9 protein-coding genes are annotated in these 12,807 nt (G+C 70.6%); 3 read left to right on the top strand and 6 right to left on the bottom strand.

What is annotated here, in order from left to right; translation table 11 throughout:
• Positions 1-8: 8 nt before the first annotated feature.
• The 6 genes from ACFWP5_RS05515 to ACFWP5_RS05490 all read right to left on the bottom strand — a co-directional run bounded on the left by ACFWP5_RS05515 (position 9) and on the right by ACFWP5_RS05490 (position 8,030).
• Positions 9-560 (bottom strand): hypothetical protein, encoded by a 552-nt coding sequence (locus ACFWP5_RS05515; RefSeq protein ID WP_384150623.1) that lies wholly within the window; start codon positions 558-560, stop codon positions 9-11.
• Positions 545-1,681: a ParA family protein gene (locus tag ACFWP5_RS05510; RefSeq protein WP_384150620.1), complete on the bottom strand. Its 1,137-nt coding sequence runs from the start codon at positions 1,679-1,681 to the stop codon at positions 545-547. Before ACFWP5_RS05510 ends, ACFWP5_RS05515 begins: the two co-directional genes overlap by 16 nt.
• Positions 1,682-2,083: 402 nt before the next feature.
• Complete coding sequence (ald, locus tag ACFWP5_RS05505) at positions 2,084-3,199, bottom strand: alanine dehydrogenase (RefSeq protein ID WP_384150947.1); 1,116 nt, start codon at positions 3,197-3,199, stop codon at positions 2,084-2,086.
• Positions 3,200-3,341: 142 nt separating this feature from the next.
• The gene (locus tag ACFWP5_RS05500; RefSeq protein WP_384150617.1) at positions 3,342-5,429 is read right to left on the bottom strand and encodes a tetratricopeptide repeat protein; all 2,088 of its coding nucleotides are present in this window, start codon (positions 5,427-5,429) and stop codon (positions 3,342-3,344) included.
• Positions 5,430-5,611: 182 nt separating this feature from the next.
• Positions 5,612-6,238 carry an NUDIX domain-containing protein gene (locus tag ACFWP5_RS05495; protein WP_384150614.1) on the bottom strand — a complete coding sequence of 209 codons (627 nt, stop codon included), beginning with the start codon at positions 6,236-6,238 and terminating at the stop codon, positions 5,612-5,614.
• Positions 6,239-6,362: 124 nt separating this feature from the next.
• Positions 6,363-8,030: a CTP synthase gene (locus ACFWP5_RS05490; RefSeq protein ID WP_384150611.1), complete on the bottom strand. Its 1,668-nt coding sequence runs from the start codon at positions 8,028-8,030 to the stop codon at positions 6,363-6,365.
• 514 nt (positions 8,031-8,544) lie between these two features.
• Between ACFWP5_RS05490 and ACFWP5_RS05485 the strand changes: the two genes are divergently transcribed.
• From ACFWP5_RS05485 to ACFWP5_RS05475, 3 genes are all read left to right on the top strand, one after another.
• Positions 8,545-10,347: a glycoside hydrolase family 15 protein gene (locus tag ACFWP5_RS05485; protein WP_384150944.1), complete on the top strand. Its 1,803-nt coding sequence runs from the start codon at positions 8,545-8,547 to the stop codon at positions 10,345-10,347.
• Positions 10,348-10,581: 234 nt separating this feature from the next.
• Positions 10,582-10,797, top strand: coding sequence for a DUF6243 family protein (locus tag ACFWP5_RS05480; RefSeq protein WP_384150608.1), 216 nt, complete (start codon positions 10,582-10,584; stop codon positions 10,795-10,797).
• Between the two features lie 353 nt (positions 10,798-11,150).
• Positions 11,151-12,797 (top strand): PucR family transcriptional regulator, encoded by a 1,647-nt coding sequence (locus ACFWP5_RS05475; protein ID WP_384150605.1) that lies wholly within the window; start codon positions 11,151-11,153, stop codon positions 12,795-12,797.
• The last annotated feature ends 10 nt before the right edge of the window (positions 12,798-12,807 follow it).

Here is a 12,807-nt window from a genome sequence, read left to right as displayed (position 1 = left end):
GGCTACCGCTACCGCCCGCGAAGCCGGCGGACGAGAATGCTCGCGTCCCCGCGTGATTCCAGATCGGCGAGGACGACGGCGACCGCCTCGCGCACGATGCGCCCGCGGTCGACCGCGAGGCCGTGCTCGCCCCGGAGCATGAGACGCGCGTGCTCCAGGTCGATGAGTTCCTCGGCGGAGACGTACACGGTGATCTTCTCGTCGTGCCGCTCCCGCCCGGTGGGCCGGCGCTGGGCCTGCGCCCGCTGACGCTGCTTTCGCGGCTGGGCAGAACCTTCCTGCGCGTCCTGACGTCGTCCTGAGCCGTCCGCGGACCGGCTGCGGGACTCGCCGCCGTCCGCGTCCGCCGCGACGTGCTCAGCACCCTCTCCGTCACCGCCCTGGGCGGGTACGGACTGCGGGGCGTCCTCCCCGGCGGCGGCGCCGTCGCTCTCCCCCGCCGGAGCCGGCACCCGGGCCTCGCCGTTGGCCCGGCTCCTGGGGGTGGACGACTGGAGCGCCATCCCCCCTGTCGTACGGAACAGTTCGTCGGCCCCCGGCAGACTCACTCGGCGTGACACCGGGCGAGCACCTCCCTGGCGAGCTGGCGATAGGCGGCGGCACCGACGGAGTTGGAGGCGTACGTGGTGATCGGCTCGCCGGCGACCGTGGTCTCCGGGAAGCGCACCGTGCGCCCGATGACCGTGTGGTAGACGTGCTCGTCGAACGCCTCCACCACACGCGCGAGCACCTCACGGCTGTGCACCGTGCGGGAGTCGTACATCGTGGCGAGGATGCCGTCGAGTTCCAACTCCGGGTTGAGCCGCTCCTGGACCTTCTCGATGGTCTCCGTCAGCAGCGCGACTCCACGCAGCGCGAAGAACTCGCACTCCAGCGGCACGATCACCTTGTGAGCCGCCGTCAGGGCGTTCACGGTGAGCAGGCCGAGGGAGGGCTGACAGTCGATCACGATGTAGTCGTAGTCGGCCATCAGCGGCTTCAACGCCCGCTGCAGGGTGGACTCGCGCGCGACCTCGCTCACCAACTGCACTTCGGCGGCCGACAAGTCGATGTTGCTGGGCAGCAAGTCCATGTTCGGAACTGCTGTCTTGAGGAGTACCTCGTCGGCCGACATGCCCCGCTCCATGAGCAGGTTGTAGACGGTGAGGTCCAACTCCATGGGATTGACGCCCAGTCCGACCGACAGCGCGCCCTGCGGGTCGAAGTCGACGAGCAGTACACGGCGGCCGTACTCCGCGAGCGCGGCACCCAGGTTGATGGTCGACGTCGTCTTGCCGACGCCGCCCTTCTGGTTGCACATCGCGACGATCGTCGCGGGGCCGTGACTGGTCAGCGGGCCCGGAATCGGGAAGTACGGCAGCGGGCGTCCGGTCGGGCCCACGCGCTCACGGCGCTGGCGGGCCGCGTCGGGCGCGAGTGTGGCCGCGTACTCGGGATCGGGCTCGTATTCGGCGTCGGGGTCGTAGAAGTGCCCGTCGGGCAGTTCGTCGTAGTCGGCGAACTGGTTGCGGGGCGCGCCCCTTCCGTCGCCGGCCATGGCGTTCACGTGATGGCCATCCATGCTCTGGTGTGCTGGCTGAGTCACCCCTGGCTTGTGGTGACCCTGGTGGGCTGCGAAGGTTCGCACCGCAACGGAGCCGACAGCCTCGAACCCCGCGGGCTCCTGGCCCCTTGCAGGCATTCCTGGTTGACCACCCCCGGGAGAAAATGTCGACTCATTCACAAGTCGTCTTACCTCCTTGGTGACCAGGGAACTTCTCGATAGGTCAGCGTGGCACCATGCCGACGGTTGGCGACTCTATGGCGTGTCGGGTGTTCGCAGCAACACAATCCGCCGGACCCGGCCCGATGTGTCGGCAATGAAACATCCCTCTGTCAAGGGCGTACGGCAGTCGCACGGCAGGTTTCACCGGTGCACGAATCGGTTCAAGGGTTACGTTCGGCGCGAGTTGACCGAGTGCCGCAAAGTGACCATACACACACTTCCGGCCGGACCTGTCGAGCAAGGTCCGGCCGGGTGTGCGGTGTTGACGACCTGTGTTGACGTATCGCCTTTTACTGAACGGTGACTTAGTCGACAGAGTCAGCCGAGCAGCGATTCCAGCTCGACGTGCTCCAGTCCGTGCGCCTCGGCGACCTCGCGGTAAATCACCTTGCCGTCATGGGTGTTGAGACCCTTGGCGAGAGCAGGATCACGTCGCAGCGCGTCGGCCCAGCCGCGGTTCGCGAGTTCCACGATGTACGGAAGCGTGGCGTTGGTGAGCGCGTAGGTCGACGTGTTCGGCACCGCGCCGGGCATGTTGGCGACGCAGTAGAAGACCGAGCTGTGGACCGGGAAGGTCGGCTCGGCGTGGGTGGTCGGGCGGGAGTCCTCGAAGCAGCCGCCCTGGTCGATCGCGATGTCGACAAGAACACTTCCGGGCTTCATGCGCGACACGAGTTCGTTGGTGACCAACTTCGGCGCCTTCGCGCCCGGGATGAGCACCGCACCGATGACGAGGTCGGCGTCCAGGACGGCCTTCTCCAGCTCGAAGGCGTTGGACATGATCGCCCGGACCTTGGTGCCGAAGACCTTGTCGGCCTCACGGAGCTTGTTGATGTCGCGGTCGAGCAGCGTGACGTGGAAGCCCATGCCGACGGCGATCTGCGTGGCGTTCCAGCCGGAGACACCGCCGCCGATGACGACGGCCCGCGCGGGCTGGGTGCCGGGGACACCGCCGGGGAGCACACCGCGGCCGCCGACCGAGCGCATCAGGTGGTAGGCGCCGACCTGCGGGGCCAGCCGGCCCGCGACCTCGGACATCGGGGCGAGCAGCGGCAGGGCGCGGCCGGGCAGCTCGACTGTCTCGTAGGCGATCGCCGTGGTGCCGGACTCGACGAGCGCGTCGGTGCACTCCTTGGAGGCGGCGAGGTGCAGGTACGTGAAGAGCGTCTGGTCCTTGCGGAGGCGGTGGTACTCCTCGGCGATGGGTTCCTTGACCTTGAGCAGCAGGTCGGTGGTGGCCCAGACCTCGTCGGCGGTGGCCAGGATCCGCGCACCGGCCGAGACGTACTCGTCGTCCGTGATCGAGGAGCCGGCGCCGGCGTTCTGCTCGATGAAGACCTGGTGGCCGTGGCGCACCAGCTCGTGCACGCCGGCGGGGGTGATGGCCACCCGGAACTCGTTGTTCTTGACCTCGCGGGGGATGCCGACCTTCACGTCGATCACGGTCCTTGGCTCAGAGGGTGTAGGGCAATACATCTCATACCCGGACATGCGTGAGCGCACCGGGAGACCGCAGGAGAAGGTGCGGCAGAGCCAGTCTAATGAAGGTGTTCTCCGTGTCTAGCCTTTCAATGCATCAATCTTCTGCGGATGTACTACGGATTTCGCAGGCGTTAGCGTCTTGTTCCAGGGGTTCGGAGGTGGATTCCAGGGATTCGGGGGCGGAATCGCCCTCCTGGAGCTCCTCGCCCAGCATCCGCTCGGCCGTCCCGCGGTGCAGCGCGGCGGACGCCGGGTCGCCGAGCCGGTCGAGGGTGTCGGCCAGCCGCAGCTGCAACGCCGCCTGCAGCCGTACGTCCTCCGCGCGGCGCGCCCACTCGACGGCCTCGTGGCAGGTGAGCAGCGACTCCTCGGGGCGGCCCGCGTACTCCTGGACGCGTGCCAGCTCGCTCAACGCCCGTGCCTGGGCGGGCACATCACCGTTCTTGCGGTGCCCGGCGACGGCCGCCCGCCAGTTCCTGAGCGCCTCGCCGTAGCGGCCCGCATACGTGTGCGCGGCGCCGATCCGGCCGTAGAGCCGGGCGGCGTCCACGCGCTCGTCCCGGGCCTGCCGCTGGGCCAGCGCGCGGCCGAACCAGTCGGCGGCCCGGTCGTGGTCCCCGAGCTCCTGGTGCGCGCCGCCTACGGATTCCATCGCGCGGCCGGTCGCATACGGGTCATTCGCCTCGCGTCCGGCGTCCAGCGCGGCCCGGTAGCGGGCCAGTGCCTCGGTCGTCCGGCCGGTCTGCGCGTCCAGATCGGCGAGGTTCAGCAGCGCGGCGGCCTTCTCGCGGGGCAGCTCGCGCCGCTCGGCCACGTCGAGGACGAGGCGGTGGATGCCGTAGAGCTCGGGGGCGGCGGCCTGGGTGCCGAAGTGGGCGACCATCGCCCGCACCAGTTGGGACATCAACCGTCGGGCGAGCGTGTCGAGTTCGCCGTCGGCGACCGCGAGGCGGGCGGAGGCCAGCAGGGCGGGCTGGCGGACGCGGAGCCAGTCGGCGGCGGCCCGGGGGTTCGGGAAGCGCAGCGCGTTGGGCATGCCGAGGAGTTTTTCGCGGGCCTGGGGGCTGTCGGTCTCGGTGATGGCACGGCAGGACTGGAGCAGCCGTACGGTGCGCTCCAGCATGCGGGCGCGGGCCAGTTGGAGCTCGGCCGGGCGGTCCCGGGTCTCGGCGAGGGCGCGCAGGAGGGGCTGGAGGCAGCCGGGGACCTCGTACTGCGGCAGCGGGGAGTCCAGGGCCCGCAGCAGGCCGGCGGTGACGAAGTCGTCCAGGGCGGCGCGGGCGCCGTTGACGGAGCAGCCGGCGAGCGCGGAGGCGGTCTGCGGGTCGACCAGGCCGGCCGGGGCGAGGGAGAGCAGTCGCAGCATCCGGGCGGCGGGGCTGGGCAGCGAGCCGTAGACGAGCCGGAAGACGCGGCTCAGGGGCGTGCCCTCGTCGCTCTCGGCGTGCAGGTGCTTGGCGAGGTCGGCGACGGCGGCCTGCGGCCGGGCGGCGAGCCAGCCGCCGGCCAGGGTCAGCGCGGCGGGCTGGGTCCGGCACACCTCGACCAGGCCCTCGGCGGCGAGCGGGTCGACGGTGACGCGGACCGCGCCGGTGTAGCGGGTGAGCAGTTCCAGCGCGGCCTTGGTGTCGAGGCCGCCCAGGGTGCAGGGGCGGACGTCGGCGATGCCGGTGAGCGGGCCGCCGGAGACGGCGACGACCAGGCAGTCCGGGGAGTCCGGCAGCAGCGCGTCGACCTGCTCGGCGTCGGCCGCGTCGTCGAGCAGGAGCAGTGCCCGCCGGTCGGTGAGGGCCGCGCGCAGGATGTCCGAGAGGTCGTCCTCGGAGGCGCCGGCCGGAGTCGGCAGCTCCAGGGCGGTGAGGAGTTCGCGGGCGGTGCGCTCGGTGGGGACGGGGGTGCCGTCGGGCTCGCTCAGCCGCGCGCGGAACACACCGGCGTCGTAACGGTCAGCGACCTGTCGGACGAGTTCCTCGGCGAGGGCGCTGCGGCCCGAGCCGGGCTTGCCCGCGATCAGGAGGACGCGTGCGCGGGGGGCCTTGCGGCCGGCGATGGTGTCCAGGCCCGCGCGCTCGATGTCGGCCCGGAGCTCCTTCAACTCTCTTGCGCGGCCCAGGAATTGGCCCTCGGGAGAAGTGTCCTCGGACAGCCTCACGCCCCCGGTGTCCACCGCCTGATCCGTCACGGGCCACACTCCCGTCCCACTGCACGCGCATAGCCCGCCGGGACTCCGGATCGGGTGATTCCAGAGCCTAGTTCACGCTCTGCGACGAACCGTGCGGAGCGCGGCGGACGCGTCCCCCGATCGGATCAGCAGATCGTCACACCAGAAGACGCCGAAAGACGCGACAAGGATGAGGCGTGGGTTCAGGACTCGAAGGGACGCGCGGGCCACGGCGCCTCGGCGGGGCGCAGCGCGTCGAGGCCGTCGCCGTGCCGGGCGGCGACCAGCGAGAGGACGCCGACGGCGAGGCAGTTGTTGTGCAGCTCGCCGGCGAGGACCCCGCGGACCAGGTCGTCGAGGGGCACACGCGCGTGCTCCATGTCGGCCTCCTCGTCCTCGACCTCGAAGCGCTGTCCGTCGGCCTCGGACAGATCGCGGGCGAGGAAGACGCGGACGGCCTCGTCGCAGCCGCCGGGGGTGGTGTAGACGTCGGTCAGCACCCGCCAGTCCTCGGCCTTGACGTGCGCCTCCTCGTACAGCTCGCGCTGGGCGGCGTGCAGCGGGTTCTCGCCGGGGATGTCGAGCAGTCCGGCCGGGATCTCCCACAGCTTCTGCCGCACGGGGTGGCGGTACTGCTTGATGACCAGCACCCGGTCCTCTTCATCGAGGGCGAGGACGGCCACGGAGCCGGGGTGGACCTGGTAGTCGCGGTGCACGACGGCGCCGCCGGGCATGACCACGTCGTCGGTGCGCACGGAGGTCTTGTTGCCCACGAAGGGGGTCACCGTCGCCCGGATCTCCCACTCCTCCGGGGTGTCCTTGATCGTCATGCGCTGTCCCTCCACACGTACACGAAACACGTACCCGAACCACACGTTCACGGACGTCACACGAAAACGGCCGGGGTGCACACCTCTTGAAGGCGCGCACCCCGATCACCGTACAACCCTTGTGCTAGTTGCCCGTCTTGCGTGCCACAGCCGCCTTGACCAGGCCCGCGAAGAGCGGGTGCGGCCGGGTCGGGCGGGAGCGCAGCTCGGGGTGGGCCTGGGTCGCGACGAGGTAGGGATGCGCCTCGCGCGGGTACTCCACGTACTCCACGAGCTTGCCGTCCGGGGACGTGCCGGAGAACTGGAGACCGGTCTTCTTCTCCAGTTCGGCGCGGTAGGCGTTGTTCACCTCGTAGCGGTGACGGTGGCGCTCCTCGACGTACTCCTTGCCGTCGTACACCTCGCGCACGATGGAGCCCTCGGCGAGCTTGGCCGGGTACATGCCCAGGCGCATGGTGCCGCCCATGTCGCCCTCGCCGGCGACGATGTCGAGCTGCTCGGCCATGGTGGAGATGACCGGGTGGCCGGTGGCCGGGTCGAACTCGGTGGAGTTGGCGTCCGCGATGCCGGCCAGGTTGCGCGCGGCCTCGATCACGATGCACTGCAGGCCCAGGCAGAGGCCGAGCAGCGGGATCTTGTGCTCGCGGGCGTACTGGATGGCGCCGACCTTGCCGGAGACACCGCGGTCGCCGAAGCCGCCGGGGATGCAGATCGCGTCCACGTCACCGAGCTGCTTGGCGGCGCCGGCCGGGGTCTTGCAGTCGTCCGAGGTGACCCACTTGATCTTCACGCGGGCCTTGTTGGCGAACCCGCCGGCGCGCAGCGCCTCGGTGACCGAGAGGTAGGCGTCGGGCAGGTCGATGTACTTGCCGACCAGCGCGAGGTTGATCTCGTGCAGCGGGTTGTGGACGCGGTCGAGCAGGTCGTCCCAGGTCGTCCAGTCCACATCGCGGAACGGCAGGTCCAGCTTGCGGACGACATAGGCGTCCAGGCCCTCGCTGTGCACGGTCTTGGGGATGTCGTAGATCGAGCGGGCGTCGGGGCAGGCCACCACGGCGGCCTCGTCGACGTCGCACATCAGCGAGATCTTGCGCTTGATCGCGGTCGGCACCTCGCGGTCGGAGCGCAGCACGATGGCATCGGGCTGGATGCCGATGTTGCGCAGGGCCGCGACCGAGTGCTGGGTCGGCTTGGTCTTGAGCTCGCCCGAGGGGCCGATGTACGGCAGGAGGGAGATGTGCACCACGAACACGTTGTCCCGGCCCACCTCGTGGCGGACCTGGCGGACCGTCTCCAGGAAGGGCAGCGACTCGATGTCGCCGACCGTGCCGCCGACCTCGGTGATGACGACGTCGACCTCGTCGGTCGCCATGCGCCGGATGCGGTGCTTGATCTCGTTGGTGATGTGCGGGATGACCTGCACGGTGTCGCCCAGGTACTCGCCGCGCCGCTCCTTGGCGATCACCGTCGAGTAGACCTGGCCCGTGGTGACGTTGGCGCTGCCGTCCAGGTCGCGGTCCAGGAAGCGCTCGTAGTGGCCGATGTCCAGGTCGGTCTCGGCTCCGTCGTTCGTGACGAAGACCTCACCGTGCTGGAAGGGGTTCATCGTGCCGGGGTCGACGTTCAGGTACGGGTCGAGCTTCTGCATCACGACGCGCAGGCCCCGCGCCTTGAGGAGCATGCCGAGGCTGGAGGCGGTGAGGCCCTTGCCGAGTGAGGAGGCGACACCCCCGGTGACGAAGATGTGCTTGGTCGTCGTGGTGCTGCTGTTTCGGTAAGCAGCGGGCGGCATGGCCAAGAGGGGGCTCCCGTGGTCGCGGTCTGGGGTGCGGTGCGGCTGCCCGCCCGGAGAACCCGGGTTTTTCTGGAGGCGCCGTCGCTGCGGTTCGGGGGTTTCTTGCCCACCGGTCCACGGGCTACCAGGGTATCAGCGCCCGGAGGAGATGGCTTCCGGCCACGCTCCGCGCTCACTTCGACACACAGCGGCCCACGTCGACACAGACGCGCCCCGGTTACCTGCTTCTCACCGGGTGCTCACCCGTTCGGCCCAGGTCCGTTGCCGAGAGCGGCACACAGATCATCTACGTGCGTCGTATCCTGCTCGGACACTCGCTGCCGAGCAGGCCCGGAACACGGCACCACCCCCGCCCGTAATACCCGGAACAACGAGAGCTCGTCAGTTCGTTGAGCAACGACCCTCATTTGCTTCATGGCTCAACGACGCACTACAAACGATCCCTTGACCGCACACAGCGACCGCCCCTTTTTTTCCGTGGGGCGACGTGGCCGTTCGACTGGAGTTGCACGTGGCCGGGCGCATCGAAGATTACGCACTCATCGGAGACATGCAGACCGCTGCCCTGGTCTGCCGCGACGGCACGGTGGACTGGCTGTGCCTGCCCCGATTCGACTCCCATGCCATCTTCGCCGGTCTGTTGGGCACCGAGGAACACGGCTTCTGGCGGCTGGGCCCGGCCCACGCCGCCGACGCGCCGCCGCCCACCGCGGTCCGGCGCGGCTACCGCGGCGACTCGCTGATCCTGGAGTCCGAGTGGGACACCCCGCGAGGCACGGTCCGCGTGACCGATTTCATGCCCCCTCGCGACGGCGCCCCCCAGCTGATCCGCATCGTGGAGGGCATCTCCGGCCGCGTCCCGATGCGCTCGGCCCTCCGGATGCGTTTCTCCTACGGCCGGGTCGTCCCCTGGGTGCACAAGCACGAGGGCCGCACGGTCGCCGTCGCGGGCCCCGACTCCGTGTGGTTCGACACATCCGCCGAGACCTACGGCAAGCAGCTCACGACGTACGCCGACTTCACGGTCGCGCCGGGTGACCGCATCGCGTTCACCATCTCGTGGGAGCCCTCGCACAAGCCGCCGCCGCCGCTCCCCGAGCCGGAGCAGTCGCTGGAGGCCACGGAGGACTTCTGGCGTGACTGGGTCGACCAGTGCACGTACCACGGCCCGTACCGCGAGGCGGTGGTCCGGTCCCTGATCACGCTGAAGGCGCTCACCTACGCCCCGACCGGCGGCATCGTCGCCGCGCCCACCACCTCCCTCCCGGAGGAGATCGGCGGCGTCCGCAACTGGGACTACCGCTACACCTGGCTCCGCGACGCGGCCATCACCCTCTCCTCGCTCCTGCGCACCGGCTACCGCGAGGAGGCCCGCGCCTGGCGCGAGTGGCTCCTGCGAGCGGTCGCCGGTGACCCGGAGAACCTGCAGATCATGTACGGCATCGCCGGCGAGCGCGAGCTCGGCGAGGCGGAGCTGGACTGGCTGCCGGGCTACGAGAACTCCGGCCCGGTCCGGGTGGGCAACGGCGCCGCGCACCAGCTCCAGCTGGACGTCTACGGCGAGGTCACCGAGGCCCTGCACCTGGCCCACATGACGGGCCTGGCCCGCAACGACTACGCCTCCCTGCTGCAGCTGAAGCTGATCCGCTACCTGGAGAAGCACTGGGACGAGCCCGACGAGGGCATCTGGGAGGTGCGCGGCCCGCGCCGCCACTTCGTGCACTCGAAGGTGATGGCCTGGGTCGCGGTCGACCGCACGATCAAGCTGATCGAGTCGGGCGACGCGGACGGCCCGCTGGAGAAGTGGCGCGAGCTGCGCGACGACATCCACCGGGACGTGTGCGAGCGCGGCTACGACAAGGAGCGCAACACCTTCACGCAGTCGTACGGCTCGAAGGAGCTGGACGCCTCGCTGCTCCTCATCCCGCAGATGGGCTTCCTGCCCCCGGACGACAAGCGCGTGATCGGCACCATCGAGGCGATCCAGCGCGAGCTGTCCACGCCGGACGGCTTCATCCTGCGCTACCCCACCTCGGGCACGGACGAGGGCGTCGACGGCCTCCCCGGCGACGAGGGCGCGTTCCTCGCCTGCTCGTTCTGGATGGCGGACGACCTCGCGATGATCGGCCGCGTGGACGAGGCCCGCAAGCTCTTCGAGAAGCTCCTGTCGCTCCGCAACGACCTGGGCCTCCTCGCCGAGGAGTGGGACCCGCACCTGCAACGCCAGGTCGGCAACTTCCCGCAGGCCTTCAGCCACGTCCCCCTGATCGACACGGCCCTGAGGCTGACGGCTTCGGGGGCCTACGGCGGCTGACGGCTGACAACGCCCGCGGCGGCCCGGTAACGCCCGTCTGGACCTGCCCCGGGTGGGCGGCGAACAGGTTTGGTGTGCGGGGCCGTCGGAACCGGGTAACGTCTTTGTCATGTTCTTCCAGACGCCGATTTACGAGTGAGAGCGTGATGGGCCCCCGCTGACGTCTCTCGACGTCGCCGCCCGTCCCCCACCGATGAATCCGTAGATCACTTCACATCACTACCGGGAGAACCCGTGACCGTGAGCAAGAACATCAACAACCCCGTGGGCATGGGCGGCGGCAAGCGCAAGAAGCTGTCCCGCGCCGAACGGCAGAACCACGGTCCGCACCGCAACCTCGACCGCCAGGGTGCGGCCGACCAGAAGGCGGAGCTGGTGCGCAAGATGCGCGAGAAGACAGGCGCGGCTGAGAACGCCGAGCAGGCGGGCGACGACACCGCACAGAGCTGACACACCGCCGCCGCAGGGCGGCACCGCACGAGGCAGGGCCCGGACCGCGACGCACGGCTCCGGGCCCTGCTGCCGTATCCGGGCTCTCCTGCCGTACTCGGGCGCGGCCGGTCCTGCTCAGCTCGCCGCCGGGCACCCGCGCCTCAGCCGACCACCCGGAGCAGCCGCAGATTCGGCGGCCCCGTCATCGCTACCACCCCGAGCCGCACCAGCAGCTCAGCACGTTCCCCGTGCCCAGCCCGGGCGACACCGCAGCCAGGGGCGGCACCGCGGCAGAGGAAGTGGACACCGCCGCCGAGCGCGCGCCGGGCCCGAGATGTGCCCGGGGCGTTTCCGCAGGTACCGTCCGCTGCATGGACAGCCGTACGGACAGCACATTCGACAGCCAGGGCGCGGGCATCACCGTTCAGCGGGCGCTGGAGCTGCCCGGGCTGCGCAGCGGGCTGCCGGAGATCCTGGCGGGCGCCGACCGGCTGCAGCGGACCGTGCGGTGGGTGCACGCGGGCGAGGTCCCGAACATCGCCTCCCTCCTCAAGGGCGGCGAACTCCTGCTCACCACGGGCTACGGCCTCGGTACGCGCCCGGCGGAGCAGCGCGCGTTCGTCCGCACCCTCGCCGAACGGGGCATCGCCGCCCTGGTCGTCGAACTCGGCCCGCGTTTCACCCGGCTCCCCGCCACCCTCGTCGAGACGGCCCGGGCGACCGGCCTCCCGCTGGTCCAGCTGCACCGCGAGGTGCCGTTCGTCGCGGTCACCGAGGAGATCCACACCGAGATCGTCAACGGCCACTACGCGCTGCTCCAGCAGGCCGAGGAGGTCCACCGCCGCTGTACGGAGGCCCTGCTGGGCGGCGGTGGAATCCCCCAAGTCCTGGGCATCCTGGCCGACTTCAGCGGTAACCCGGTCTTCCTGGAGACACCGGACGGACAACTCCTCTACGCGGCGGGGTCCGGACCCGAGGGCGCCGACCCGCTCCAAGTGTGGGAGGGGCTGCGCGGCCAGCACAAGGACGCCTCGCCGCCCGCCGGTTCGGTGGTCGTGGACGTGCCCGGGGGCGGTCCCGGTACGGGTTCGGTGCGGGCGCGGATCGTGCTGCTTCCAGTACGGGCACCGCTCGCCCCCGTGCACCGCATCGCCGCCGAACGGGCCGCGGGCATCCTCGCCGTGGTCCTGATGCAGGCCCGCCAGGAGGAGGAGCTGGCGGCACGCGGACGCGGCGACTTCCTCACCGACCTCGCCGAGGGCCGCATCGCCGCCGAGGACGCCCCGGCACAGGCCCGCGTGCTGGGCTTCAAGCCCGGCACCAGCCCGCTGCTGCCGGTGGTGATGCGGCTGGGCGACGCGCTGGCCGCGCCCGGCGGCGGCTGGGCGGTCCTGGCTCGCGCGGTCGCCGAGGAACTGGCCTCGGTGGGCGTCCCGGTCCTGCTGGGCGTACGACCGGTGGAGGGCCGCGTCCCACTCCTCCTCGGCCTGCGCACGGAGTCGGAGCGATCGGCGGTCGCGGACCGAGTAGCGGCGGCGCTGCGGGCGGGAGTTGAGCGCGCCGGGATGCAACGCCCGGGCGCGCAGCCGCCGATCGTGGTCGTCGGGGTGGCCGGCGGCTGGGCGGCGGCGTCGGCGGGTCTACGGCACGCTGCCGAGACGGCGACGGCGGCACAGGGCCTGTCCGACCGCCCCTGGTACGACGCCCGGCGCCTGGACATCGAGCTGCTGCTGTGGCGACTGCGCGACCACCCGGACCTGGCGGCCTTCGTGGACCGCGCGATCGGCCCGCTCCGCGACCACGACAACCGCTCCAAGCCGCCCCTGCTGCCCACCCTGGAAACGTACTTGGCGCACGCGGGCCGCAAGGCGGAGACGGCCCGCGAGCTGCACCTCAACCGGCAGACCCTCTACAACCGCCTCGCCCGGATCGGGGAGTTGCTCGGCACGGACCTCGAAGACCCGCAGACGGTACTGGCGTTGAGCCTCGCGCTGCGCGCACGCAGGCTCGTCCCCTAAGGAGCCGTTC

It is taken from the genome of Streptomyces sp. NPDC058469 (assembly GCF_042721125.1).
GTDB lineage: Bacteria > Actinomycetota > Actinomycetes > Streptomycetales > Streptomycetaceae > Streptomyces.
The sequence above is the reverse complement of the archived record's forward strand: the minus strand, read 5'-3'. Positions and strand labels throughout refer to the sequence as shown.